The sequence below is a fragment of the Acinetobacter sp. CAU_H_56 genome, assembly GCF_058599425.1.
In genome coordinates, this window is the sequence record NZ_CM178654.1 from 3,018,087 (window position 1) to 3,043,186 (window position 25,100).

The 25,100-nt window shown below is 43.6% G+C and carries 24 protein-coding genes and 1 pseudogene; 11 read left to right on the top strand and 14 right to left on the bottom strand.

Features of this window, described 5'->3' with window-relative positions; translation table 11 throughout:
• Positions 1-136 precede the first annotated feature (136 nt).
• Complete coding sequence (gene tyrS / locus AC4MCC_RS14255) at positions 137-1,369, bottom strand: tyrosine--tRNA ligase (RefSeq protein WP_161792066.1); 1,233 nt, start codon at positions 1,367-1,369, stop codon at positions 137-139.
• Between the two features lie 63 nt (positions 1,370-1,432).
• On the opposite strand from tyrS, the gene AC4MCC_RS14260 reads away from it, so the two are divergent.
• Positions 1,433-2,560, top strand: a complete 1,128-nt coding sequence (locus AC4MCC_RS14260) for an anhydro-N-acetylmuramic acid kinase (RefSeq protein ID WP_180105176.1) — start codon at positions 1,433-1,435, stop codon at positions 2,558-2,560.
• Between the two features lie 103 nt (positions 2,561-2,663).
• On the opposite strand, the gene AC4MCC_RS14265 is transcribed toward AC4MCC_RS14260, so the two are convergent.
• The 4 genes from AC4MCC_RS14265 to AC4MCC_RS14280 all read right to left on the bottom strand — a co-directional run bounded on the left by AC4MCC_RS14265 (position 2,664) and on the right by AC4MCC_RS14280 (position 6,872).
• Entirely contained in the window at positions 2,664-3,959 is a 1,296-nt protein-coding gene (locus AC4MCC_RS14265; RefSeq protein WP_491885473.1) for a lytic murein transglycosylase, read from the bottom strand.
• A gap of 711 nt (positions 3,960-4,670) precedes the next feature.
• Complete coding sequence (locus tag AC4MCC_RS14270) at positions 4,671-5,792, bottom strand: 5-(carboxyamino)imidazole ribonucleotide synthase (RefSeq protein WP_419365841.1); 1,122 nt, start codon at positions 5,790-5,792, stop codon at positions 4,671-4,673.
• A 28-nt stretch (positions 5,793-5,820) separates the two neighbouring features.
• A complete protein-coding gene (purE, locus tag AC4MCC_RS14275) occupies positions 5,821-6,333 on the bottom strand; it encodes a 5-(carboxyamino)imidazole ribonucleotide mutase (protein WP_180004433.1) in 513 nt (170 codons plus the stop codon).
• A 197-nt stretch (positions 6,334-6,530) separates the two neighbouring features.
• Positions 6,531-6,872: a DMT family protein gene (locus tag AC4MCC_RS14280; protein WP_004780323.1), complete on the bottom strand. Its 342-nt coding sequence runs from the start codon at positions 6,870-6,872 to the stop codon at positions 6,531-6,533.
• Between the two features lie 241 nt (positions 6,873-7,113).
• Here AC4MCC_RS14280 and mpl point away from each other — a divergent pair, with 241 nt between their 5' ends.
• Both mpl and AC4MCC_RS14290 read left to right on the top strand, forming a co-directional pair.
• Positions 7,114-8,478 carry a UDP-N-acetylmuramate:L-alanyl-gamma-D-glutamyl-meso-diaminopimelate ligase gene (gene mpl, locus AC4MCC_RS14285; protein WP_491885474.1) on the top strand — a complete coding sequence of 455 codons (1,365 nt, stop codon included), beginning with the start codon at positions 7,114-7,116 and terminating at the stop codon, positions 8,476-8,478.
• A 346-nt stretch (positions 8,479-8,824) separates the two neighbouring features.
• Positions 8,825-9,907, top strand: a complete 1,083-nt coding sequence (locus AC4MCC_RS14290) for a zinc-dependent alcohol dehydrogenase family protein (protein ID WP_491885475.1) — start codon at positions 8,825-8,827, stop codon at positions 9,905-9,907.
• A 57-nt stretch (positions 9,908-9,964) separates the two neighbouring features.
• On the opposite strand, the gene AC4MCC_RS14295 is transcribed toward AC4MCC_RS14290, so the two are convergent.
• On the bottom strand, positions 9,965-10,435 hold the full coding sequence (locus AC4MCC_RS14295) for a BLUF domain-containing protein (RefSeq protein ID WP_491885476.1): 471 nt from the start codon (positions 10,433-10,435) through the stop codon (positions 9,965-9,967).
• 202 nt (positions 10,436-10,637) lie between these two features.
• Between AC4MCC_RS14295 and AC4MCC_RS14300 the strand changes: the two genes are divergently transcribed.
• The gene (locus AC4MCC_RS14300) at positions 10,638-10,991 is read left to right on the top strand and encodes a hypothetical protein (RefSeq protein WP_419365837.1); all 354 of its coding nucleotides are present in this window, start codon (positions 10,638-10,640) and stop codon (positions 10,989-10,991) included.
• Here AC4MCC_RS14300 and AC4MCC_RS14305 read toward each other — a convergent pair.
• Entirely contained in the window at positions 10,984-11,271 is a 288-nt protein-coding gene (locus tag AC4MCC_RS14305) for a GNAT family N-acetyltransferase (RefSeq protein WP_004780333.1), read from the bottom strand. The two genes, AC4MCC_RS14300 and AC4MCC_RS14305, sit on opposite strands and share 8 nt — an antisense overlap.
• 292 nt (positions 11,272-11,563) lie before the next feature.
• Between AC4MCC_RS14305 and AC4MCC_RS14310 the strand changes: the two genes are divergently transcribed.
• The 5 genes from AC4MCC_RS14310 (at position 11,564) to AC4MCC_RS14330 (ending at position 16,799) form a co-directional block, all read left to right on the top strand.
• Positions 11,564-12,757, top strand: coding sequence for a sugar transporter (locus tag AC4MCC_RS14310; RefSeq protein ID WP_491876870.1), 1,194 nt, complete (start codon positions 11,564-11,566; stop codon positions 12,755-12,757).
• 331 nt (positions 12,758-13,088) lie between these two features.
• Positions 13,089-14,054: a TerC family protein gene (locus AC4MCC_RS14315; protein ID WP_419365836.1), complete on the top strand. Its 966-nt coding sequence runs from the start codon at positions 13,089-13,091 to the stop codon at positions 14,052-14,054.
• Between the two features lie 252 nt (positions 14,055-14,306).
• Positions 14,307-15,626: a guanine deaminase gene (gene guaD, locus AC4MCC_RS14320; protein ID WP_491885477.1), complete on the top strand. Its 1,320-nt coding sequence runs from the start codon at positions 14,307-14,309 to the stop codon at positions 15,624-15,626.
• A 211-nt stretch (positions 15,627-15,837) separates the two neighbouring features.
• Positions 15,838-16,365: a hypoxanthine phosphoribosyltransferase gene (hpt, locus tag AC4MCC_RS14325; RefSeq protein WP_004780337.1), complete on the top strand. Its 528-nt coding sequence runs from the start codon at positions 15,838-15,840 to the stop codon at positions 16,363-16,365.
• A 176-nt stretch (positions 16,366-16,541) separates the two neighbouring features.
• Positions 16,542-16,799 (top strand): GlsB/YeaQ/YmgE family stress response membrane protein, encoded by a 258-nt coding sequence (locus AC4MCC_RS14330; RefSeq protein WP_034171345.1) that lies wholly within the window; start codon positions 16,542-16,544, stop codon positions 16,797-16,799.
• 84 nt (positions 16,800-16,883) lie between these two features.
• Here AC4MCC_RS14330 and AC4MCC_RS14335 read toward each other — a convergent pair whose 3' ends face one another.
• Positions 16,884-17,582 carry a DsbC family protein gene (locus tag AC4MCC_RS14335; RefSeq protein WP_419365834.1) on the bottom strand — a complete coding sequence of 233 codons (699 nt, stop codon included), beginning with the start codon at positions 17,580-17,582 and terminating at the stop codon, positions 16,884-16,886.
• A gap of 136 nt (positions 17,583-17,718) precedes the next feature.
• A pseudogene (gene dmeF, locus AC4MCC_RS14340) lies at positions 17,719-18,655 on the bottom strand (CDF family Co(II)/Ni(II) efflux transporter DmeF).
• Between the two features lie 56 nt (positions 18,656-18,711).
• Between dmeF and AC4MCC_RS14345 the strand changes: the two are divergent.
• Together AC4MCC_RS14345 and AC4MCC_RS14350 are read left to right on the top strand one after the other, a co-directional pair.
• Positions 18,712-18,975: a metal/formaldehyde-sensitive transcriptional repressor gene (locus AC4MCC_RS14345; protein ID WP_491885478.1), complete on the top strand. Its 264-nt coding sequence runs from the start codon at positions 18,712-18,714 to the stop codon at positions 18,973-18,975.
• Between the two features lie 139 nt (positions 18,976-19,114).
• The gene (locus tag AC4MCC_RS14350) at positions 19,115-20,293 is read left to right on the top strand and encodes an MFS transporter (protein WP_491885479.1); all 1,179 of its coding nucleotides are present in this window, start codon (positions 19,115-19,117) and stop codon (positions 20,291-20,293) included.
• A gap of 43 nt (positions 20,294-20,336) precedes the next feature.
• Here AC4MCC_RS14350 and mnmE read toward each other — a convergent pair whose 3' ends face one another.
• From mnmE to rpmH, 5 genes are all read right to left on the bottom strand, one after another.
• On the bottom strand, positions 20,337-21,692 hold the full coding sequence (gene mnmE, locus AC4MCC_RS14355; protein ID WP_104426795.1) for a tRNA uridine-5-carboxymethylaminomethyl(34) synthesis GTPase MnmE: 1,356 nt from the start codon (positions 21,690-21,692) through the stop codon (positions 20,337-20,339).
• Between the two features lie 91 nt (positions 21,693-21,783).
• Positions 21,784-23,547: a membrane protein insertase YidC gene (yidC, locus tag AC4MCC_RS14360; protein WP_491885480.1), complete on the bottom strand. Its 1,764-nt coding sequence runs from the start codon at positions 23,545-23,547 to the stop codon at positions 21,784-21,786.
• Between the two features lie 5 nt (positions 23,548-23,552).
• Positions 23,553-23,873: a membrane protein insertion efficiency factor YidD gene (gene yidD / locus AC4MCC_RS14365; protein ID WP_419375191.1), complete on the bottom strand. Its 321-nt coding sequence runs from the start codon at positions 23,871-23,873 to the stop codon at positions 23,553-23,555.
• Positions 23,874-23,882: 9 nt separating this feature from the next.
• Positions 23,883-24,278, bottom strand: a complete 396-nt coding sequence (rnpA, locus tag AC4MCC_RS14370) for a ribonuclease P protein component (protein ID WP_034706193.1) — start codon at positions 24,276-24,278, stop codon at positions 23,883-23,885.
• Between the two features lie 29 nt (positions 24,279-24,307).
• Entirely contained in the window at positions 24,308-24,442 is a 135-nt protein-coding gene (gene rpmH, locus AC4MCC_RS14375) for a 50S ribosomal protein L34 (RefSeq protein ID WP_000831329.1), read from the bottom strand.
• Positions 24,443-25,100 lie beyond the last annotated feature (658 nt).

Genomic DNA, 25,100 nt, shown 5'->3' on the forward strand with positions numbered 1-25,100 from the left:
GCAAGCCAAATGGCAAAATTTAAATGTTGTTTTTATAAGGTTTTTTTTGAATTTCTATATTTATATAATTCATATACAACTTAAAAAATAAAAGCAGGCCGAAGCCTGCTTTTATTTCAATAACTTAGAACCAGCCTTAGTCAACGAAGGTCACTTTTGCAATTGCTTTTTTGCTGGCCTGAATAATTAAAGTTACATTCTCTTTCACAGAAAAAGACGCATCAACCGGTTTCCAGTCCACTTTCACAGTGCCGCGGCCTAAGGCATCTTTAGCTTGAGCAGCATTTTTGGTTAAGCCAGCTTCACGTAAAATTGAAGTAATGAAGATCTCACCACCAAATTCGCCACGTGAAATAGTCACTTCTGGCGTACCTTCAGGCAGTTCACCTTCAGTAATGATATTACCTGCACCTTTATGGGCGTGAGCGGCAGCTTCAGCACCATGGAAACGTTCCACCAGTTCCAGCGCAAGAATGCGTTTCACTTCCTGCGGGTTACGGCCTTCTTCGATTTCTTTCAGTAAGCCTTGGATTTCTTCTATAGACTTGAAGCTGAGCAGATCGAAATAACGCTCAATCAATGAATCTGGCATAGACAGTACTTTCTGATACATCGCGCCAGGTGCATCAAATACACCAATATAGTTGCCTAAAGATTTAGACATCTTGTTCACGCCATCTAGACCTTCAAGAATTGGCACAGTGATACACACCTGCGCTTCCTGATTATAACGGCCTTGCAGAGTACGACCCATCAACAGGTTAAAAGTCTGGTCTGTACCCCCTAACTCTACGTCAGCTTCCAAGGCGATTGAGTCATAACCTTGAACCAGTGGATATAAGAATTCATGAATCGCAATCGGTTGCTGATTGTTATAACGCTTGGTGAAGTCATCACGCTCTAACATACGTGCAACTGTTTGTTGTGATGCCAATTGAATCAGGTCAGCTGCAGTTTTTTGTGCAAACCATTCCGAGTTAAACACGACTTTGGTTTTGTTTGGATCAAGAATTTTAAATACTTGTTCCTGATAGGTTTTTGCATTTTCCAACACCTGCTCACGTGACAATGGCGGGCGGGTTGCACTTTTACCAGTCGGGTCACCGATCATCGCAGTGTAGTCACCAATCAGGAAGTACACTTCATGACCCAAGTCCTGGAATACTTTTAATTTATTGATTAAAACTGTATGACCTAGGTGCAGATCCGGTGCAGTTGGGTCAAAACCCGCTTTAATTTTTAAAGGACGATTCTGCTTTAATTTCTTCAGAAGGTCTTCTTCAGAAATAATTTCGTGGGTGCCTCGTTGGATGAGGGCAAGTTGTTCTTCAGCCGGCAGGAAATTTGACATCACAAAATCCAAATAGATCAGTTATACAATTTGTGCGATATACTAACACTTTTTCAGCACATTGCAGGCTTAAGAATAATCATGACAGCGATCTATATTGGGGTAATGACCGGCACAAGCATGGATGGTGTCGATATTGTTGCTGCTTCTTTTGATCCACTTCAGCTTCATGCTACCCTCACCTTGCCTTTTGATCCCGATCTTCGTGATGAACTGATGGCACTGACTTTGCCAGATGACAATGAAATCGACCGCATGGGCAAAGCTGATGTCGCACTGGCACAAATGATTGGTCATGGCATCAATACGCTGATTAAAGAAAATAATTTAGATCGATCTCAAATCAAGGCCATTGGCTCGCATGGTCAGACCATCCGGCATCGTCCTGAACATGGCTTTACCCTGCAAATTGGCGATCCAAATATTATTACGGAAATCACCCAGATTCCGGTCATTTCTGATTTCCGTCGTCGTGATCTGGCTGCTGGCGGTCAAGGTGCTCCTTTAGTCCCTGCTTTTCATCAGGATATTTTCCAGCATGACAGTATTCACCGTGTGATTCTGAATCTGGGCGGCATTGCTAATGTCAGCATTCTGCCGGCAGGTCAACCAGATCAGGTTTATGGCTTTGATACCGGCCCTGCCAATATTCTGATGGATGCCTGGTGTCAGCGTTATACTGGCCAGCCTTTTGATGAAAATGGTAACTGGGCGGCTTATGGCACGCCAGTCCGTAGCCTATTGGATCGTTTACAGGAACATGAATTCTTCTCAAAAGAGCCACCGAAAAGTACCGGCCGCGAAGACTTTAATCTGGAATGGCTGGACGAACAGATTGCCGACTGGCGCAATGACCTTCAATATGATGAACTTGAAGATACACCAGAGAATGTGCAAGCCACTTTAATGAAGCTCACTACCCGCGCGATTAAAAAAGCCATTTACCGTTCTGGTCTGGATACCGGTGAAGTCTATGTCTGTGGTGGTGGTGCCTATAATTCGCATTTATTGGAACAGTTACGCTGGCGTTTACGCAAACATCATTGGAGCGTACAAACCACAGCCGATCTTGGCTTAAATCCGACTTGGGTAGAAGGCACGGCTTTTGCCTGGCTGGCGATGCGTTTTATGAATCAACTCAGCGGCAATCTGCCGGCTGTGACAGGCGCATCAGGTTATCGTGTTCTGGGCACGATTACCTCTGTATAAGAGCAGCTTTAAACTCACTATATATAGTTATAAAAAAGGTCTGCATATTGGCAGACCTTTTTTTATGATGAAGAACCATATTTAGATCATGTCTAAATTCTTCCTAACGCATCATTAGTTTGGCATTTTCATTTCTAAATGCACGCAGGATTTGCTGTCCTGCACGACCGGTCGGGCTTAAACCCAGACGGCTCTGTTCCTGACGAATCGCCTGACGGGTTTTATCCCCAATCAGACCATCTACCTCACCAATATCATAACCACGGTTTAACAGGAATTGCTGGATCTCGCGACGTTCCGAACGTGACGTGCCTGGATCATCGGTTGGCCAAGCTGCCTGGATGCTTCCCTTACCTTGTAAGCGGTCAGATAAATGTGCAATCGCTAAAGCATAACTTTCTGCTGTGTTATAGCTGTAAATAGCATCAAAGTTTTTAAAGACTAAAAATATCGGGCCATTTTCGCCTGCAGGCGCCAATAAGCCAGCCTGAGAAGATTCTGATAAATTGCCCTGCAATAGCGGAGTACCGTCAGCACGCACCACACCACGGTTCATCCAGCTACTCAGTGATTTTTTATTGCGTCGGCTTTCGCCTGCAACAGACATGCCTTGTGGAGTTTTTACTTCAAAGCCCCAGGGTTGGCCAGTCTGCCAGCCACGTTTTTTCAGGAAATTGGCTGTAGAAGCCAGTGCATCAGGAATACTGCCGACTAAATCACGACGACCATCCCCATCAAAATCAACCGCCAGCTCATCATAAGTCGATGGCATAAACTGGGTATGACCAAAAGCCCCTGCCCACGAACCTTTTAATTGGTTTTCATAGACATCACCCCGTTGCAGCAATTTCATGGTGGTAAAGAACTCACCACGGAAATAACTTTGACGACGACCTTCACAACTCAAGGTACCCAAAGACTGTAATAAAGGATATTTCCCGGAAATATCACCAAAATTACTTTCTACGCCCCATACAGCTACGATAGTTTCTGCCGGCACTCCATAGGCTGCGCTAATCCGGTTTAATACCTCATGATGTTGCTGTAATTTTTGTCGGCCTAGCTGCACACGTTCTTCATCCACCAGTCCAGACAGATAGTCCCAGATCGGAGTCGAAAACTCAGGCTGATAATTCAGCTTTTCAATCACAGAATAATCGGGTGTTAAATTTTGTGTATAACGATCGTAGGTTGAACTACTTACACCTTGTGCAATCGCCTGACTGCGCAAATTGGCAAGACAATTCTGAAAATTATTTTGGGAAGCATAATTGACCGGGCTGCTCGGCACAGAAGATATATCCGTTGATGTCACACGCTGACCATTAATAATCAGTTCTGCCTGTGCCTGTGTAGCAGCTAAAACCAAAGAACCAACAAAAAGTGCAAGCCGTTGCATAAGACCCTTAAATATTTAGATTTTGAATTATGTTTCTACCTTAGCAGTTCATGATGAAAATTAAAGCGCCAATGCGTAAATTTAAATTCATAATTCCTACACTTTTGAATTCATTTTGTAGCTTTTAAATTTAAAAACTTATCCACAATTCCGATTTAAATTCAAATCAGGCTCTTTTTTAAATTTAAATTCAAAACTCAGGAAATTACTTTTGAATTTAAAAAATTATTATGGATAACTTACCTTTAAATCAGGACTCTTCAATCAACCAAAGGCTTATGGTATATAGCATTTCTGTTTTAAATTCATTTTTATTAGAAGTAACTATTTTTAAATTCAAAACTTTGAATTCATTAATCAGCTTTTAAATTTGAATTCATATTTTTGAATTTAAACAGCAAAGTTTAAATTCAAAGTTCAGCTTTAAATTTGAATTTATTTTTATGAATTTAAATTCAAAACCTATTTCCAGTTTTAAATTCAAACTCAATGTTAAGTTTATCCACAAGTGAATAACACAGAATTCAGCTCAAAATAGCAGCGAATTAAATTATTATATTTATACTCAATTGATCAGTTTATAAGCAATTGATTTTAAAAATGATCCGACCAATGGCAGGGGATTTTTAAAGAGGCGCAATCATGCCTGAATCTGGACAAATAAAAAAGCGATCATCGAAGTGATCGCTTTTTTTATCAGCAGCTTAAAGCTTAGATGGTCATATCTTCGCTCAATGCCAATGGATTCGGTAAAATCTTCGCCAGTTGACGGCATAAAATGGTCAGCTGAGTGCTGTCTATGGGCATCAAAGTGACGTGGCCAATCTTGCGACCTTCGCGTTCTGTTTTGTTATACAGATGCAGGTGTGCGCCTTCTAAAGCCAGGACTTCTTCAGTTTTTGGATGCTGACCGATAATATTCACCATCACGGTTGGACGCACCACTTCAGTTGAACCCAGTGGCAGACCTGCGACCGCACGAACATGGTTTTCAAACTGCGAGCAAACAGCGCCTTCAATCGACCAGTGACCTGAGTTATGCACACGTGGTGCCATCTCGTTTGCATACAGGCCTTTGTCTGTCACAAACAGCTCAAGGGTCAATACACCCACATAATTTAAGTGATTGAGCAGGCGAGTGATGTAGTCTTGCGCGACTGGCTGCAGATCCGCACTATTTGGCGCAGGTACAATCGAATGCGACAGGATGCCGTTGTGGTGATGATTTTCCGCCAATGGCCAGGTTTTGACATCACCATTTTGACCACGTACCGCAATGATCGATACTTCACGCGAGAAAGTCACAAAACTTTCTGCAATCAGTTCACCGGCAGGGCCGAGTTCCGCCCAAGCCTGATCAATTTGATCGGCTGAACGTAAAACAAACTGACCTTTACCATCGTAGCCACCACGAGAGGTTTTCAGCACGATCGGTAAGCCAAGCTCAGCAACGGCCGCCTGCAAGCTTTCCAGTGAAGTCACCGCTTTATACGGTGCAACCGGAATTTCCAGTTCATCAAATAGGGCTTTTTCAGACAGACGATGCTGTGCGATGGCTAAAGCCTGACGTGGCGGATGCATATCTTTGTTTTGCGTTAAAACATCGACATCAGCCAATGGTGTATTTTCAAACTCCAGGCTGAAGACATCTGCGCTATTGATAAAGTCCTGCAAGCCATTTACGGCTTTGGTTGAGAAAACCGGACCCAAAGCCGCAGAAGGGCAATCCGTATTGGCTTCAAAGAAGGTACATTGAATATTTAGAGGTAGTGCGGCTTGTGCCATCATCCGGCCTAGCTGGCCGCCACCAAAAATACCGATGGTTTTATCCATTGTATTTGATCCCGTATTAAGCTTGGACTTACATTTGACCTGGAATATTGTTACTTGCGACTTTCTCGGTTTGTGCCGCGCGAAAATCTGCGACATTTTTTGCGATCTCTGGACGGGTTAAACCTAAAATCTGTGCTGCCATAATGGCTGCATTGGTTGCACCGGCAGGACCAATGGCCAATGTTCCTACGGCGATACCCGCTGGCATTTGCACAATAGAAAGCAATGAATCGACACCATTTAAAATCGAAGATTTGACGGGTACACCCAATACTGGCAGATCGGTTTTGGCTGCACACATACCTGGTAAATGCGCTGCACCACCTGCACCGGCAATAATCACCTGAATACCACGATCGCGCGCTTGTTCAGCATATTCAAACAGACGGTCCGGGGTACGGTGTGCGGAAACGACTTCGGCTTCAAATGGGACACCAAGCTGCTTGAGCATATTGGCAGTGTGTTCGAGAGTTGCCCAATCTGATTGAGAACCCATGATAATACCTACGAGAGGAGTATCTTGTGCAGCAGCCGCATTCATTGCAAATTTTCCAGAGATTAAAGTAAGAAAGATAAATCTCGACGAGAGAGCCAAGCTTGAATAGGAATGCATATTATAGACTGATTTTTCAGCTTCATAAAATTTAACGGTCAAAGCAAGGCTCGATTTTTCTTATTTTTTTAGCAGATTCTTAAAAACTGGAATAAAAATAGGGAAGTAGTGGCTAGTAGATGATTTCAAGAACTGCGGAATACAAAATAGACACAACCACAGAGACATAGCGCCGCCCATAAATAATCCAGTTTAAACGGCTGTTTGAACAGGAAGATCATAAAGGGAACAAAGACCAGTAGAGTGACGACTTCCTGAGTAATCTTCATTTGACCCACCGCCAGTCCCTGTTGGGCTAATAATTTGGTTGCTGGAATCATCAGGCTATATTCAAACAAGGCAATGGCCCAGCTAAATAAAATCGCCTGCCACAGCGGTGCATCATGCGGCAGGAATTTGAGATGTCCGTACCAGGCCAAGGTCATAAAACAGTTGGCAATCACCAGAAGAAATAGAGCCGGTAGCATCTGCATGCACTCTGCAAAAAGTTCGGGCTTATTTTACGATTTATTTTGCCAAAAGATATTCCGGAAGCTTGAAAATTTCCCTGAATTTGTCTGTGAAACAGGATTTAAAAAATCCCGCAGGAATGCTTGAACTTTGACTATCTTTTCGGTCAAAGCCTTGCTATCGTTGCTTGCAAATCGAATAAATCATGGCAACAGCACCAGTACAAAGTGATGTGTCAGGCAAAATGGAGTGAAGTAGATGCATCTGCATATTTTGGGTATTTGTGGCACCTTTATGGGTTCACTGGCATTACTGGCACGTGATCTTGGCCATAAGGTGACAGGATCGGATCAAAACGTTTATCCACCGATGTCGACCCAGCTGGAAAATGCAGGCATTACTTTAATGCAGGGCTATGACCATAGCCATTTACAGCCGCATCCGGATCTGGTGATTGTCGGCAATGCCATGAAACGTGGTATTGATGCCGTGGAATATATGCTGAATGAAGGTCTGCCTTATATTTCAGGCCCGCAGTTCCTGGCAGATCATGTGCTACAAGGTAAACACGTTTTAGGTGTGGCCGGTACCCATGGTAAAACCACAACCACCACCATGCTGGCATGGGTACTGGATCAGGCCGGTTTAGAACCTGGCTTCCTGATTGGCGGTGTACCGCTTGGCTTTTCTGAAAGTGCACGTTTAGGGGGCGGGAAATACTTCTGTGTTGAAGCCGATGAATACGATTCTGCTTTCTTCGACAAGCGTTCCAAATTCGTACATTACCATCCTAAAACTGCGATTCTGAACAATCTGGAATTTGACCATGCCGATATCTTTGATGATCTGGCAGCAATCCAGAAACAATTCCACCATTTAGTGCGTACCATTCCAAGTGAAGGCCGCATTATTGCGCCAATTACTGAAACAAATATTGATGAAGTGCTAGAGCAGGGCTGCTGGACACCTGTGGTTCGTACTTCATTAGATGCCAATGAAAAATCTGAGCTTTATGCTGAACAGCTTTCAGAAGATGGTTCTCACTTCAAGGTACTCCAATACGGTATCGTGAAAGGCGAAGTGAAATGGAATATGACGGGTCAGCATAGTGTAGCCAATGCACTGGCAACGATTGCTGCTGCTGAACATGTCGGTGTCTCTATTGAAATGGCTTGTGAAGCACTTTCAAACTTTGGCGGTGTTAAGCGCCGTATGGAACTGCTGGACACTGTACGCGGCATTGAAGTCTATGATGACTTTGCCCATCACCCAACCGCGATTGATACCACCCTTGATGGCGCACGCAAGCGTCTCGGTGAACGTAAGCTGTGGGCAATTATTGAACCACGTTCCAATACTATGCGTATGGGCAGTCATAAAGATGGCTTGGCACATTCCGCGCGTCTAGCGGATGAAGTGATCTGGTATCAACCTGAAGGTCTGGACTGGGATCTGCAACCGGTAATTGACGCTGCGCCAAATAAAGCTGTAGTCGCACGTACTCTGGATGAGATTATCCAGACCGTAGTGGCTGAAGCAGGTGAGGGCGATGCCGTGGTGATCATGTCCAATGGCGGTTTTGGCGGGCTACATCAGAAACTGATTAGCGCTTTAAAAGCTTAAAAATTTATATAAAAAAGCCCGTAATAGCGGGCTTTTTTATTTTAAAAATTAAATTCGCTTTCTATCTTTTCTTAAGAAAATAGAACCTCATCCGAGATTAAATCAACTTTCTTATTTCACTGTTAGAACAGCTAAAATTTATCTTTTTTCTTTTCATTATCTTTTGTTGCAATCTAAACATAAGACTCATTGCAGTCTTTGAGTGCCCTAGGCACAATCAATAAGAACAACAGTATTTCGATCCTTTTTATTCTCAACCCTCCTGATGATTTTCCAGGCTGTAAAGGCAGCAAAAAAATAGCTTTATCTCTCTTGTTCAGACCCTCATTTCCTTAGGAGATCTGTCATGACAACAATGAAAGCCATGGTTTATTACGGCGCCAATGATATCCGCTTTGAAGAACGCCCCATTCCCCAAATTCTGCAACCTACTGATGCCATTATCAAACTTAGCAAAGTCACCATTTGTGGTACCGACCTCGGGATCTGGAAAGGTAAAAATCCCGAAATTGAGGAGGTTGCAAAAGAAAAAACCGGCAGCTTTAATGGCCGGATTCTCGGTCATGAAGGTATTGGTATTGTGGAAGAAGTCGGTTCAGCAGTCAAAAACTTCAAAAAAGGCGATCGGGTGATTATTTCCTGCGTCAGCCGCTGTGGAACCTGTGAAAACTGCCAGAAACAGCTCTATGCCCACTGTCGTAATGATGGCGGCTGGATCATGGGCTACATGATTGATGGTACTCATGCCGAATATGTGCGTACCCCATTTGCCGATACCTCACTGTATCATTTGCCTGAAGAGTTAAATGAAGATGTCGCGGTCTTTCTTTCCGATATTTTGCCGACCTCACATGAAATTGGGGTGCAATATGGTCAGGTTAAACCGGGAGACAATGTGGTGATCGTCGGTGCCGGCCCGATTGGCATGAGTGCCTTGCTCACTGCCCAGTTTTATTCTCCAGCCAATATCATCATGGTCGATGTCGATGATAACCGGCTGGAATTTGCCAAAACTGTTGGGGCCACCCATACCGTGAATTCAGCCAATGAGGATGCTATTCAACGTGTACTGGAACTTACTGATGGGCGAGGGGTGGACTGTGCTATTGAAGCGGTGGGCCTGGAAGCCACCTGGAATATTTGTCAGCACATTGTAAAAGAGGGCGGCCATCTGGCCAATGTCGGTGTACATGGTAAATCGGTTAATTTTGAACTGAATAAACTCTGGATTAAAAACCTGACCATTACCACAGGCCTGGTCAATACCAATACCACTGGCATGCTGCTCAAAACCTGCTGTTCCGGCAAATTGCCACTGGAAAAACTGGCCACCCATCACTTCAAGTTTGCTGAATTTGAAAAGGCTTATGAGGTGTTTAAACATGCCTCTGACGAAAAGGCTTTAAAGGTCATGATTGAAATGACTTAAATCATTATCGACAACAAAAAAGTCCGCATAGCGGACTTTTTTTGTTTTTAGCGTCAATTAAAAATAGGGAATATAACCACGCTGTTTATAACCTTGAGGAGAAGCAAGATTGGCCTGATTTTCATCCAGACGATAGAGCAGTTGCAGAAATCCGCCCAGCTGTTCCTGTTGCAGTGCATGAGGTTCAAACTGACCTAAACCTAAACGTGAAAATAAAGAAGAAATTTCACTGTGTTTATGGACATATTTCATTGACCATTCCGAGAAATGTGGACGTTCTACCGTTGCATCCTGAAAGCGAAGCACCTGATGATGGCGTGAATCACGGCAAATGCTCTGAAACAGATTTTCTACCACCTCTGCTTCACCTTCCAGACATTGAAAAAACTTACCATGGGAATAATATAAAACCCCGTTAATCTGATGAGCTTTATTAAATTTTCTCGCTACAGATAATATATCGCTAAGATCCTGCAATAACTCTTGTTCAGATTCTACCCGCTCACTGGCGTAGCAAAGCTGTAGCATCAGGTCATCTCACTGAAGAAAGAATTAAAAGCATAATTTAATCAATTATTTTAATTTAAGTCGATCATTTTTTAAGCAAATATCCGTTTTTGCTTACATTGTTTTAGGTTTGCTTTTCCAAAGAAAACTTCTAACAATTACCTCCTGAGAGGAAATCAATGATTTCAGATATATAGCGATAATGATGAAGGAGTGAAACCTGATGTTAAAAGATCTGATTTTCACTGTAGCGTTGTTGTGTATATGTTTTATGCTTTTGATTATGCTGAATGAGATGGCCTTGATGACCGAGACCAACATTTTGCTCAGTTCAGTTTTTGTAGGCTGGACGCTTTTACAGTTTGTTCGCCGTCGTATGTTTTTTTATATCAGTGTAAGCCTGATGATAGGAATACTTACGCTGTTAGGCAAATATGAAGAAGTGTTATGGAACAGCATAGGCCTGATGGCAGGTTATGGCGTATATAACCTGCTGCAGCGTATTTCTGTACCTGCACTTAAAGGCAAATTACAACATATCTCTATCTTGGATAAGTTTAATTCAATTGCTAAATAGCAGCTGCCACATCCTGTAGGCTGCGATCACGTTTAAACATGACATCTACATAGGAACACTGGGGAATAATTTTTAAGCTATTCTTGCGGGCAAAGTCGACCAGTACATCCAGCATTTTGCGTGCTACGCCTTGACCGCGTAAGGAATTATCTACCCAGGTATGATCAGCCACGATGGTCGATGCTTCTTGCCACTGATATGTAATTTCAGCAAGACGTCGACCATCTTCCTCCATAAAAAATACACCGCCGCGTTTTGAATCTTGATGTTGAATGTCCATACTGAAGGCTGATCTCTTGATAAAATTATTGGTTTATTTAATTTAAAACATCTTCCTCAAGAAATAATATGAATTATTGTTAAGTTTTTAATATTGGATGAAATTTTTTATTCTCTTTCATCATTTCCTGTGAATTTTTTCAAATATTGATAACTTTTTATTTCTCTATTTTGCTTGATCACGGATGATCCAGTTTGAGTCATTACATGTCATCCCAAAAATTTAATTTTAGCTACTCCCTAATTCAGAAAGACAGGATTAGAATGCAGCATCTTTTTGCATGCAAATTCGTATGTCTGACTCATCTTCCGCTTCTTCCGTCACCAAGCAATGGATTGGTGTCATCGCTTTAGCCTGCGCGGCTTTTATTTTTAACACTACCGAATTTATTCCTGTGGCCTTACTGAGTGGAATCGGGCAAAGCTTTGCCATGTCCGCCACTCAGGCTGGCATCATGCTGACCATTTATGCCTGGATCGTGGCTCTACTATCTCTTCCAATCATGCTGCTCACCAAAGCTATAGAACGGCGTTTTCTACTGATGCTGGTCTTTGCAGTTTTTATTTTGAGTCATGTGCTGTCCTATTTTGCCTGGAGTTTTAGCACGCTGGTGATCAGCCGGGTGGGAATTGCCATAGCGCATGCCTTGTTCTGGTCGATTACCGCTTCACTTGCGGTTCGGGTCGCACCGAAAGGTAAAGAGTTTCAGGCACTCGGTTTATTGGCCACAGGAACGGCGATGGCGATGGTGCTCGGTATTCCATTTGGCCGGATGATTGGCGAGGCGTATGGCTGGCGTAACAGTTTTGCCCTGATTGCATGTCTCGCATTGATCATTTGCCTGATTCTGGCCAAAACCTTGCCATTGCTTCCAAGTGTTAATTCAGGCTCCCTCAGCAGTTTAAAAAGTCTGATCAAACGTCCAAGCCTGATGTTGGTCTTTGTCCTCACCATTCTGGTGATTACAGCGCAATTTACCGCTTATAGTTATATTGAACCGTTTTCCCTGAATATTGCCCGGTTTGATTCAGCCCAGACCACGACTTTACTTCTGGTTTATGGTGGAGCAGGATTCCTGGGTTCTTATCTGTTTGGCCGCTTTGCCGCACAGTTTCCGAAAATGATTATTCCTGCTTTTACTTTTGGACTGGTTATTTCCATGCTGCTGTTATTGCCCTTGTCGAGCACAGTCACAGGCCTCTCTGGCTTATCTCTTCTGTGGGGTTTGAGCATCATTGGTTTCAGCCTGGCTCTACAATCCAAAACCCTGAACCTGGCTGCAGATGCCACAGATGTTGCCATGGCCATTTATTCCGGCCTGTATAACGTCGGTATTGGTGGAGGAGCTTTGCTTGGCAGTATAGTTACGCTTCAGATTGGACTATCGAGCATTGGCTGGGCCGGAGCAGGGCTGGCAATCCTTGGATTTCTGCTCAGTCTCTATCTGGTTCAGCGCCTAGATTTTTTACCCAAAACTGCTGATTAAACGCTACTTTTTGTAAAATAATTTGTGATTATGCACAAAATCTGTCATGCTCATTTGATATTGAGCAATTGCTCAAACAGAATTGAGTTTGAACAAGGGGAGTAGCCTCCTCCAAACGTTTAAGAATGGAATTTCAGTTTTTGAACGTGTCAGAATATCGTCATTACACTTTGCAAAAAGTCGGTATCTGAGCATCTTGAAATGCGACTGGATCTCATCCAGTAGAGCACAAAGATGTAGGCAAGACCTTGATCATGTTGTTATAGATGTATTTCATCTGACAGCAGGTCAAGGTTTTTTTATGGCCGATTGTCAGATGTGGAGAATTCCCATGGAAACAATTGGTACACCCTGGCTGTATCTGGCTTTTTTCACTATCGTTGCAGTGATGCTGGTTATCGATTTTATCGGCTTTAAGCATCAGCACGGACAGCCCACCAAAGTTCGTACTGCCGCCTACTGGAGTGTTGCCTGGGTCAGTGTAGCGACCCTGTTTGGTGGTGCATTGTGGCTGTATCTAGAACAGACTTCAGGTGCTGCTCTGGCAAACCAGAAGGTGATGGAATACTTTGCCGGTTATCTGCTGGAAAAATCCCTGGCAATTGATAATGTCTTTGTCTGGCTGATGATCTTTGCTGCCTTCGCCATTCCTCCTGCACTGCAACGCCAGCTGCTGCTCTATGGTGTTTTGGGTGCCATTATTCTGCGGACCATCTTTATTTTTATTGGCGCATGGTTCGTACAGGAATTCTCATGGATTCTGTATATCTTCGGTGCCTTCTTGGTTTATACCGGTTTTAAATTCCTGCGCGGTCAGGGAGAAGAGCATACCAATATTGAAGATATGGCGGTTCTGAAATGGCTACGTAAACATATCCGGATTACGCCGCAAATGCGTGGCAATAAATTTTTTGTGCATCAGAACGGTGTCCTGTGGGCAACGCCATTATTTCTGGTGCTGATTCTGGTCGAAGCTTCTGATGTGATCTTTGCGGTAGATTCAATTCCGGCTATTTTTGCTGTCACCACCGATCCCTTTATTGTTTTAACGGCGAACCTGATGGCGATCCTGGGTCTGCGTGCCATGTTCTTCCTGCTCGCTGGTGCTGCATCGAAAATGTATTATCTGCCTTATGGCCTCGGGATTATTCTAGTCTTTATCGGCTTCAAGATGCTGATGCTGGAAGTATTCCATATGCCGATCTGGATTTCCCTGAGCTTTATTGTCATTGTGCTGACGATTACCGCATGGTTATCGATCCGTCATAGCAAAAAATACAATGAAACAGCGCTATAAATAATTTCCTCCTTATTCCTAATAAGTCCGCAAAATGCGGGCTTTTTTATTCTAGGCTAATAATCTTTTTACTACTTTAATTAGCATCATTTTCTTTATTTAAATCTAATTTAAATATCTCGTGATAATTGCTCTGATCTTGGCCGCTATTTTGCATGATTAAAATCAGGGGATTTTAGTTGTGTATTTCCCTTACAAGGTAGAACTTTTCAGCTACAATCAATCGAAAAAATTACAAAGTGCAGGTTTCCAATGTCTTCTCACATTGCGACGACAGCCATCCGCGGTCGTTTCCTCGATATCCAGAATACAGTTGCCCAAGCACGTGAAATTCACGACCAAGTGCGTTATATAGAAGATGGTTTACTCATCATAAAAAATGGAATAATCCAGTGGTTTGGTTCCTGGCAGGAAGGTCAGCAGCAGCTTCCTGAAGGTCTTGATGTTACTCATTATCCTGAACAGCTCATCATTCCGGGCATGATCGATACTCATATCCATTTCCCGCAAACCGAAATGGTCGGTGCTTATGGTGAACAGCTACTGGAATGGTTAAATACCTATACTTTCCCGACTGAAATCCAGTTTCAGGATCCGGCATATAGCCAGAAAATTGCACAGTTTTTTATTCAGGAACTGCTGAAGAATGGCACAACCACAGCTTTGGTATTCTGTACCGTTCATCCGGCTTCGGTAGAAGCACTGTTCGAAACGGCTACGGCACAGAATATGCGACTGATTGCCGGTAAAGTGCTGATGGACCGCCATGCACCTGAAGCCCTGACTGATACCGCAGAATCCGCCTATAGCGACTCTAAAGCCCTGATTGAGAAATGGCATGGTAAAGGACGTAATCTTTATGCGATTACCCCACGTTTTGCTCCAACCTCAACACCTGAACAGCTAGAAAAAGCAGGGCAGTTAAAAGCCGAATATCCAGATGTCTATGTCCATACTCATCTCAGTGAAAACAAAAATGAGATTGCCTGGGTAAAAGAACTCTTTCCGGAACGTGAAGGCTATCTGGATGTCTATCATCATTATGGGCTGACCGGCGCTAAATCCGTATTTGCGCATTGTGTGCATCTGAAAGAAGGGGAGTGGGATTGTATGCATCAAACCGACTCTGCGATTGCCTTCTGCCCAACCTCAAACCTGTTCCTGGGTAGTGGTTTATTTCCGCTAAAGAAAGCCTGGGATAAAGGCGTAAAAGTCGGCTTGGGTACCGATATCGGGGCAGGAACCTCCTTTAACCAGCTGCAAACCCTGAATGAGGCTTATAAAGTGCAACAGCTGCAAGGAGAAAAACTTTCGGCTTTTGAGTCGCTATATCATGCGACCCTAGGTGGTGCGAAAGCCTTAAGTCTGGATGACCGCTTGGGGAATTTCAATGTGGGCAAAGAAGCAGACTTTGTGGTGCTGGATCTCAATGCCACCGCTTTACAACAACTGCGCCAGAGCAGGGCTAAAAATATTGAAGATACCTTTTTTGCACTGACCATGCTGGGAGATGACCGTAATATTGCAGCAACTTATGTCTATGGACAGGCTGTCTATGTCAAAGCCCAATAAATCGCGCCAGCGTCGGATCATTTTGGCTGCAATCGTCGCCGTCTGTGCCTTTGCGCTGAAGAAAGATTCACAGCAGCCCAAAAATTGATTACATTTACAGCAAGTAAAACAGGTGCATCTCAAGCAAGGATGTATTAAAATTGCTGCAATTCAGGTGTTGCAGGTCAACACCTTTTTTATTTTGCTATTTTTATTTTTTAGGTATCTACCCATGACCGTTCAAATGAGCGTAATGATTTCCGCTGAAGAAATTCAAGCTAAAGTCAAAGAGCTTGGTGCTAAAATCGATGCACACTATGCCAATAGTGACAAAGAGCTTGTACTTATCGGTTTATTACGCGGTTCAGTGATTTTCATGGCAGACTTGTGTCGTGCCATTACCAAGCCACATGAACTCGACTTCATGACTGTATCCAGCTACGGCGGTGGTACGATTTCGAGCCGTGATGTCAAAATCCTGAAAGATCTGGACGGTGAAATCCGTGGTAAAGATGTGCTAGTGGTTGAGGATATTATCGACTCAGGTAATACCTTAAGCAAAGTCCTGGAAATCCTGCAAACCCGTCAGCCAAACTCAATTGAACTATGCACTCTGGTGAGTAAACCTTCACGTCGTGAAATCGAGCTGGAAGTAAAATTCCTGGGCTTTGAAGTCGAAGACAAGTTCATTGTTGGTTATGGCCTGGACTATGATCAAAAATACCGTCATATTCCATTTATTGGTGAAATCGGTCTTTAAGAACCAGTTTAAAAGAAGTGGCTTCGTGCCACTTTTTTTTATTTCTTGAATCATTTCAGTAACACAGAGAACAAAAACACTACAGCCCGTTGCAGGACATGACTTTTTTCAGTGCTTTTCTTGCCGCAAGATAAACCTGATGTAAAAACAAAGACATGATAACAAGGAGTATGCTGATGTGGTCAATTATCGTTGCGATTGTGGTGGGTTTTATTGCGGGTCTGGTTGCACGCGCGATTCATCCTGGTGATGACAAAGCTGGATTCATTGTTACGACCCTGCTGGGGATTGCCGGTTCACTGGTTGCGACCTTTGCCGGACGTATGCTGGGCTTGTATTCTCAAGATTCTGCCGCAGGTTTTATTGCCTCAGTGATCGGTGCCGTAGTCATCCTGTTTATCTATAATATGGTGACTAAACGTAAACGGATCTAAGCTCTGCTTGGAATAAGTTACTTTCATAAAAAAGAGCGCCTAGATAGGTGCTCTTTTTTTTATTTGCTGATCATGGTCAGAATTTTACAGGCCGAATTCTTTGAAGCCTTGTTCAATCTGTTCTGCTGGCTGAGCGCCCATGACCTTAAAACCATTCGAGAAAATAATTGCTGGTGTGCCATTTACACCGAGTGATTGTGCCAGCTGTTTATTACGTTCAATTGGATTGCTACAGCTCTTTTTCGATTTAGGCTGTATGCCTTGACCAATCAGGTCTTCCCAGGCCTGGGCCGGATTTTTTTCACAATAAACTTGTTTAGATGGCGCAATTGACTGCTGTTTTAAAGGCAGAATAAAAGTATAAATGGTGACGTCTTTAAGTTTTTTCAGCTCTACTTCAAGCTGTTTACAATACGGGCAATTTGGGTCAGAAAAGATGGCAAGCTGACGTTTTCCTGTCCCTCTGACTGATTTAATCGCATCCTGAAGCGGTAACTTTTTCCAGTCGACACTGTTTTGTTTGAGTAATAAATCCTGAGTCAGATTATGCTGATCCTGGATACGGAACATTGAACCGGCTAGGAGATGCTGGGCATCTTCATTCAGATAGACAATCTGCCCCTGCATGGTACCGCTATAGATTCCTTTCATTTCGGTAGGCTGAATATTTTCAATTTTCAGGTTGGGACTGTTTTTTGCCAGATTGGCTTTAACCGTATCCACATTGGCAAAGCTGAGGCCAGGGAAGAGGGTCAAAGCCAGCAGCATATTTCTTATTTGCATGAATGTCCTGCTCAGGTCCAAGTTAAATGTGTTTCAATTCTAGTCTTTTTACAAAGAAAATTCTGACTATTTTATGTAGCGTGATTTTCAAATCGAATTGATCAATCAACCATGTTTCACGTGGAACATTAACCCTTTAATACGGATTCACTTCCACCGAGATATGTACGATTTCTTCATGAATAGAGATCGCCTCACGGATCTGATCAGCACTCATGGGGATTCCTGTTTGAACGGCAACAAAACAGGAAAATTTACCTTTACCGACTCTCGATACATGCAGGTCAGTTAAGTGTAGATCATTTCCATATTCAGCAATGACTTCACGTATTTCGTCGACCACTGGGGCATCCATATCGGCATCCAGTAAAGTCTTGGCACTTTGCTTTAGCAGGCCAATCGCCCAACGTGCAATCAGGACTGAGCCGACCAGTCCCAGTACTGCATCGAGAAAATCCCAGCCCATATATTTTCCAGCAATCAAAGCAATAATCGCCAGAACAGAAGTTACAGCATCAGCAACCACATGCAGAAAGGCCGCTTTATGGTTCAAGTCATGATGACCATGATTATTATCATGCTCGTGATGGGAATGCCCATGATGATGATCATGGTGATGGTGCCCATCATCATGCAGCAACCAGGCACAGGCCAGGTTAATCAATAGTCCTAGAATCGCGATTGGAATGGCTTCGTTATAATGAATCTGAACTGGCGAAAATAGGCGTTCTACCGAATGAATCGCCATAAACCCGGCTACGACGAGTAATAAAATCGCACTGCTATAACTGGCCAGAATTTCAATCCGCCAGGTGCCCATATTAAAGCGGGGATCATCCGCATAATGGCGGGCCGCTTTATAGGCAAAGTAAGCCAGTCCCAAGGCCAACACATGCGAGCCCATATGCCAGCCATCAGCAAGTAAAGCCATTGACTGGAAGATCCATCCCCCCTAATACTTCCAGCACCATCATGACGGCGGTCAGAATCGTGGCAAACAGAATCTTTTTCTGTGCGAGTGGATTACCTTCATCAAATTGATGACTGTGCGAATCGGCGGTATGTTTTTGCATAAAAGGAAACTGTTATTAATACTCCCCCCTAGTATATTTATTTTTGGAGATTTGTGGTGAGTCATGTACATGATGATAAAAAAATATTAAACCGGGTACGGCGCTTGCAAGGTCAGATGAACGCCGTAGAGCAGTCTCTCCAGAATCCTGAGACAGGCTGTATTCAGGTCCTGCAACAGGTTGCAGCCGTTAAAGGTGCCATAAACGGTTTAATGAATGAATTGATCGAGACTCATTTAAAAGAGCATGTCATTGGAGAAGCTGCGGTCAATGAAGAAGAGCTGGCTGAGTTTTTAAAATTATTAAAGCGTTATGGCTAATTGTTTAGTTCAACATTTTTGTTTTCTTTACAGCAAGATAATTGACCGCTTTTTCATCTAACCGATACACTGCCACCCATTCTCTTCTTTCTTCCACATCATTCTTTTTAAAGTGTGGTGAAACTTTTACGGCAGCTACATGACAGAAAATATCTCATGGCGACCTTTCGCCATGGTCAGTCTTGCATTGATTATGGGTACTATCGGCACAGCACTGGCAAGTCCGCTTTACCCCATTTATCAACAGATCTGGCATTTATCCCCAAGCCAGATTACCTATATTTTTGTCGCCTATATGTTTGGCTGTCTGGGTACCTTGTTATTCCTGGGACGTACCAGCAACACGATTGGTTTCTTAAGAACCCTGCAAATTGGCCTGGTATTTATTAGCATCGGCTTGGTCATTTCAGTTTTTGCCGAGAATGCGCTGATTTTGTCGGTGGGCCGTTTTATTATTGGTATTGCTTCAGGCCTGATGACCACTTCAGCAATGCTAGGCATGATGCAAACCATTCCAGAGACTCATAAGCAGCTTGCACCACAACTGGTATCGATTCTGACGGCTATAGGTTTTGGTTTGGGGCCGTTTGTGGGTGGGGTAATTGCGCAGTTTTCTCAAGCTCCATTAATTACTCCATACCTCCCAATTATTCTTGGGGCAGTGCTGTGTTTTGTCGGATTATTCTGGCTAAAAACCCCTGCTTTTGAACGTCAGCTTTTTAGTATTGCACCGAAATTACTGCGTCCTGAACCTCAGTATCATGCTGTGTTCATGATTGTGGGATTAACTGCATTTAATGCCTTTGCTGCTTTCAGTTTATTTGCTTCACTGTCACCGTCTTTTGTGCAGGATATCTTGCCCTGGCATGGTCCTTTGGTCAGTGGTACCGCCATTACCTGCATTTTGCTGATTTCTGCTGTGGTGCAGTTCTTTGCTAAAGCTGTTCCTGCAAAAAAATGTCTGAATATTGGCCTGATGATTATGCTGGTGAGCTTGGTTAGTCTTGCTCTTTGTATGATCCTTAAAGCAAGTATCTTGTTCTTTGCCAGTGATATCCTATTCGGGATTGGACATGGTTTTGCCTTAATGGGCGCATTCGGTGTGATTCATGCGATCACAACCTTGCAAAATCGGGCAGCCGTGATGTCGACTTACCTGTTTATTGGCTATTTGGGCACGATTGTGCCGATTATCGCGGTGGGGTATCTGGCTGATCACTTCGGCTTAGGATTTGCCGTGATCAGCTTCTGTGTAGTGATCAGTGCACTCTGTCTAATCTTGTGGTTATGGCATCAAAAACTGCAGGTAAAAGCCTAATAAAAAAGCCCTCGAATGAGGGCTTTTTTATATAACTTAAGGATTATTTTCCAATACAGAATGATCCAAAGATCTTGCCCAGCAGGTCATCAGCACTAAAGTCACCGGTAATCTCGCCCAGTGCATTCTGTGCTAGACGTAAAGACTCTGCGACCAGTTCACCTGCGTTATAAACAACAAGTTGCTCACGTGCTTCAGCTAGGTACATCTGAGTGCGCTTCATTGCGTCTAAATGGCGGGTACGGGCAATAAAGGTATCTTCCTCCGGCTGGAAGCCTGCATGCGCTGTAATCGCATCTATGAGCGATTGAACGCCAGTTTCCTGCTTGGCTGAGACAGTAATATGACGGAAGCCGTTAAAATCTCCCATGACAGCATCGGCACCGGTCAAATCCGCTTTGTTCCCGATCAGGACCAGACGTTTCGGCTCGAGATGTTCGGCAAAATATTCTTGAGCGAGTTGTAATGGGTCATCACCTTGGCTCAGGTCATAAACCAGCAACAGCAGATCGGCCTGTTCAATTTCTTTAATCGCGCGGCGAATACCTTCTTTTTCCACGATATCGCCGGTTTCACGCAGACCAGCAGTATCAGTCAGGGTAATCGGCAGGCCATTCAATGTGATCTTTTCATGCAATACATCACGGGTTGTTCCGGCAATATCGGTTACAATCGCACGTTCATTACCTGCTAGGGCATTGAGCAGGGATGATTTACCTGCATTCGGTTTACCGGCAATTACCACTTGCAGACCTTCACGCAGTAACTGACCCTGACGTGCAGATTGCTGAACCTGAGTGACGGCATTCGCTACGCCATCTAGTAGGTTTAAAATCTTGCCATCAGCCAGAAAGTCAATTTCTTCTTCCGGGAAATCGATCGCCGCTTCGACATGCAGGCGCAGGTGAATCAGCTGTTCTAATACCGTATTCACCTTGGTTGAGAATGCCCCTTGCAGCGAACGTACGGCAGACCGGGCAGCAGCTTGGGAGGTCGCATCAATCAGATCGGCAATGGCTTCCGCCTGTACCAGATCCAGCTTGCCATTTTCAAAGGCACGCATCGAGAATTCACCGGCTTTGGCTGCAGTGGCACCCAGTTCCAGCAAACGGCCTAGCAGCGCATTCTGAATCACCGGGCCACCATGACCTTGTAGTTCCACTACATCTTCACCAGTAAAGGAATTCGGATTCGGGAAGCAGATCACCAGACCTTCGTCCATCACTTCGCCGGCTGCATCATAGAACTGGCGAAACCCAGCAAAACGGGCTTTGGGCAAATCTTTTTGGCTCAAAGCCTGGGCAATTTCATAAGACTTGGGACCCGACAGGCGAATGACACCTACACCGCCACGTCCTGGGGGAGTTGCAATCGCAGCAATCGTAGTTCGGTCGAGCATAACATTCACCTAGAAAAACTTAAAAGCACAGCAAAAAAAATCCGCTCAAGATTACCATCTTAAGCGGATTTATTCAGCCCATCAGTACAACTTAGTTGACTGGTGTTACCTCATCGCGTTTAGCACGGTCTTTGGCAACCGACTTGTTGATCAGTGTTTGCTGCAAGATCGTGATCAAGTTGTTCACAATCCAGTACAACACCAGACCTGCCGGGAAGAACAGCAAGAATACTGTAAAGATCACTGGCATAATCTTGAACACTTTCGCCTGCATTGGATCAGTTGGCTGCGGATTCAGCATCTGCTGAATATACATGGTCGCACCCATGATCAATGGCAGGATGAACCAAGGATCCATTGAAGATAAATCTTGGATCCAGAACATCCATGGGGCATGACGCAGTTCAACCGATTCCATCAATACCCAGTACAAGGCCAGGAAGATTGGCATTTGCAGTAACAATGGTAAACAGCCAGCAAGTGGATTCACCTGCTCACGTTTGTACAGTGCCATCATTTCCTGAGAGAAGCGCATACGGTCTTCACCGAACTCTTCTTTCATGCGTTGCATTTCAGGTGCAATCACACGCATTTTCGCCATAGAGCGGTAGCTCTTCGACGACAATGGCCATAGGATCAGTTTCACCAGTACGGTTAATAGGATGATTGCCCAGCCCCAGTTACCCACTAGACCATGGAAGAACTCAAGACCAACAAACAGCAGTTTGGCAATTGGCCATAACCAGCCATAGTCTACAGTCTGGTTCAGACCAGTCGCTAGGTCTTTCAGCTCCGATTGAACTTTTGGACCAGAGTAGAAGGTCGCATCGATTTCAGCTACGGTGCCTGCAGGCACATTGAAAGTTGGAGAAGTAAAACCAATGATATTCATGTTATCAGTTGATTTACGTGATTCCAGCTTTGCGCTGTAAGCTTCACCATTGGCTTGAGTCAGCTTCAGGTTACCTGGCACCCAGGCACTCACAAAGTAGTGCTGAACCATTGCAACCCAGCCACCTTTGGCTTCAGTATTCAGTTTTTCTTCAACAAAGTTGTCAAATTTTAACTTGTTGTAGTTTTCATCCGGTGTACCCCAAGCGCCGCCCAGGAACGTTCCCAGTGTGAAGATACCCTGATCAGATTTACCAGGATCTTCGGAATTGTCACGTTTGATCTGACCGAACATCTGACCTTGCCAGGTCTGGCCGCTGCGGTTGACCACTTTGTGATTCACAACTACCGGATATTCACCTTCAGTAAAGTTGAAGGTTTTAATGACTTCTACACCATCAGCCGTTTTAAAGACCATAGGTACAGAAAGTACTTTGACAGTTTCGCCATCTTTATTTTTAGCGGCTTTGGCATCTGCCAGTGTATAAACCGTTTTTTCCAGCTCATAGGTTGGACGGCCATTACGGCTGCTGTCCGGTCCATTAAGACCGATCAGACCCGACTGAGCGACATAAGTCCGTTTCGCATCGCTTTCCAGCATAACGAACGGTTCATCGCTGTCTTTATTCTTGTCATGATTGAGTAATTCAACACGAACAATATCACCACCTTTAGGATTGATCCAAAGATGATAAAGGTCAGTTTGTACTGAAATAAGCTGCTGACTTACAGGTGCGGTGGCATCCGTTGCTTGCTGCGCTGGCATATTTGCTTGTGGCAGATCAGAGGCGGTCGTCGCCGTCTGAGCATTTGGCAAATCTGCAGATACTTCATGTGAAACAACCGCAGCTTCTTGCTGTGGTTTGGTTTCAGCATTGCCATAATCTTTTTGCCACGCCAAAATGAGCAAATATGCGACAACAAACATGGCTCCGAGAATTGCAATCCTGGCCCATTGTTGCATATGTATTACCCCAAGTGGTTAGAGTGATTTTGGTTCAATAAACGATCACGAAAGGGTACAGCAACGTGAAGCGTTTGAGAATCTATTTGCTGAAATGAAATAAAACGAATCGCTTTCGGGGGAACCGGATCATATCCAGAGCCACCCCACGGATGACAACGGCAAATACGCTTAGTAGCCAGCCACACACCACTTACAGCTCCATGTGTATGGACTGCTTCCAAGGAATATTGAGAACATGTTGGAATATAACGACAGCGTGGTCCCAATAAAGGACTAATCGCAATCTGATAGAAACGTATTAACCAATGCAGTAAACGTACCATTGGCCATCTCTACTTTTGTGGGGAGGATGATGCTATTTTGGAATGCTTTTTGGCAAGACGGTTGAGTTTCTGCCAGGCAAATTGTAATTGCTGATGCAACTCTGCGTTCGGTACCGCTTCTATACCTACTTTAGGCATAACCACAATATCCAAATCATCTAGTTGCTGTTGATGCAGGCGAAAACTTTCGCGAGCAAGTCGTTTTACTCGATTTCGTTCGTGCGCACGGCGCACTTTTTTCTTAGCAACAACTAAACCCAAACGGCTGTTTGGCAGTTCGGAATGTTTTGCAAGAAAAAGGAAATGGGGTTGATGCACTTTAAAAAGCGCACCATCAAAGACTCCTTTATAATCTGCAGCACAGCGTAAACGAAGCTCTGTACCAAAACTATAAAGTGTAGTCATAACACCCAAAATCGGCAAAGCCTAACTGATTAAACAGTTAAGCTGTGACGACCTTTTGCACGACGGCGAGCTAGAACTTGACGACCAGCTTTAGTAGCCATACGAGCACGGAAACCATGAACGCGTTTACGCTTTAATTCAGATGGTTGGAATGTACGTTTCATATTGAAACTCCAAAAATGATCTTTCTATAAAGGTCCGCGATTTTAGTGCTCATTGCTTGAGCTGTCAATGCAAAAGCCATTTTCTTTTCAAATAAGACTGAAATTAAAATTGTAAATAGGGATTAAAGAAATTGTATTCAAATACTTATATATAAGTTAACCACAATATAACCATTTGTTTTAAAATTAAATATAAGTTATTAACACTTATATCAACATAGTTATCCACAACTTATGTGAAATCTAAATTTAACTCCTGAGTTTTAAATTTAAATTTAAACTTTTCTCAGTTATCCACAAAAGAACCGAATCTTATAAATAAATTCAAATTTATAAATTTAAATTTATTACTATTAGGGTGGACTTTTTCTGTGGAAAAGCTAATTTTTCATTGAATAAACAAAAGCTTAGTTTGTGGATAAAACTGTTTTTATTAATTTTATACTTTGTGGATAACTTTGTGCTATATTTTATCCACAGCTTGCGGATAAACTTATCCACACCAGCTTTTTAAATTTAAATTTATCCACCATGACTGCTTTTTGCGCAAAATCTGTGGAAATTGCCATGACAGATGTGGATAACTTGGTTAGAATGGCGACCCGCTTTGGTCGCGGTCAGCCTTTTTGATTAACAATGGAATGAATAGGGGATTCAC

Excerpts from the sequence above, each read along its gene's own strand:
- AC4MCC_RS14305 (WP_004780333.1), bottom strand. The coding sequence starts at position 11,271 with ATGGACATTCAACATCAAGATTCAAAACGCGGCGGTGTATTTTTTATG.
- guaD (WP_491885477.1), top strand. The coding sequence starts at position 14,307 with ATGTCTTCTCACATTGCGACGACAGCCATCCGCGGTCGTTTCCTCGAT.
- yidD (WP_419375191.1), bottom strand. The coding sequence starts at position 23,873 with ATGGTACGTTTACTGCATTGGTTAATACGTTTCTATCAGATTGCGATT.
- AC4MCC_RS14290 (WP_491885475.1), top strand. The coding sequence starts at position 8,825 with ATGACAACAATGAAAGCCATGGTTTATTACGGCGCCAATGATATCCGC.
- mpl (WP_491885474.1), top strand. The coding sequence starts at position 7,114 with ATGCATCTGCATATTTTGGGTATTTGTGGCACCTTTATGGGTTCACTG.
- rnpA (WP_034706193.1), bottom strand. The coding sequence starts at position 24,278 with ATGACTACACTTTATAGTTTTGGTACAGAGCTTCGTTTACGCTGTGCT.
- rpmH (WP_000831329.1), bottom strand. The coding sequence starts at position 24,442 with ATGAAACGTACATTCCAACCATCTGAATTAAAGCGTAAACGCGTTCAT.
- AC4MCC_RS14330 (WP_034171345.1), top strand. The coding sequence starts at position 16,542 with ATGTGGTCAATTATCGTTGCGATTGTGGTGGGTTTTATTGCGGGTCTG.
- purE (WP_180004433.1), bottom strand. The coding sequence starts at position 6,333 with ATGAATGCGGCTGCTGCACAAGATACTCCTCTCGTAGGTATTATCATG.
- AC4MCC_RS14260 (WP_180105176.1), top strand. The coding sequence starts at position 1,433 with ATGACAGCGATCTATATTGGGGTAATGACCGGCACAAGCATGGATGGT.
- yidC (WP_491885480.1), bottom strand. The coding sequence starts at position 23,547 with ATGCAACAATGGGCCAGGATTGCAATTCTCGGAGCCATGTTTGTTGTC.
- AC4MCC_RS14310 (WP_491876870.1), top strand. The coding sequence starts at position 11,564 with ATGTCTGACTCATCTTCCGCTTCTTCCGTCACCAAGCAATGGATTGGT.
- AC4MCC_RS14350 (WP_491885479.1), top strand. The coding sequence starts at position 19,115 with ATGACAGAAAATATCTCATGGCGACCTTTCGCCATGGTCAGTCTTGCA.
- AC4MCC_RS14295 (WP_491885476.1), bottom strand. The coding sequence starts at position 10,435 with ATGCTACAGCTTTGCTACGCCAGTGAGCGGGTAGAATCTGAACAAGAG.
- AC4MCC_RS14315 (WP_419365836.1), top strand. The coding sequence starts at position 13,089 with ATGGAAACAATTGGTACACCCTGGCTGTATCTGGCTTTTTTCACTATC.
- mnmE (WP_104426795.1), bottom strand. The coding sequence starts at position 21,692 with ATGCTCGACCGAACTACGATTGCTGCGATTGCAACTCCCCCAGGACGT.
- AC4MCC_RS14270 (WP_419365841.1), bottom strand. The coding sequence starts at position 5,792 with ATGGATAAAACCATCGGTATTTTTGGTGGCGGCCAGCTAGGCCGGATG.
- AC4MCC_RS14265 (WP_491885473.1), bottom strand. The coding sequence starts at position 3,959 with ATGCAACGGCTTGCACTTTTTGTTGGTTCTTTGGTTTTAGCTGCTACA.
- AC4MCC_RS14335 (WP_419365834.1), bottom strand. The coding sequence starts at position 17,582 with ATGCAAATAAGAAATATGCTGCTGGCTTTGACCCTCTTCCCTGGCCTC.
- AC4MCC_RS14300 (WP_419365837.1), top strand. The coding sequence starts at position 10,638 with ATGTTAAAAGATCTGATTTTCACTGTAGCGTTGTTGTGTATATGTTTT.
- hpt (WP_004780337.1), top strand. The coding sequence starts at position 15,838 with ATGACCGTTCAAATGAGCGTAATGATTTCCGCTGAAGAAATTCAAGCT.
- AC4MCC_RS14280 (WP_004780323.1), bottom strand. The coding sequence starts at position 6,872 with ATGCTACCGGCTCTATTTCTTCTGGTGATTGCCAACTGTTTTATGACC.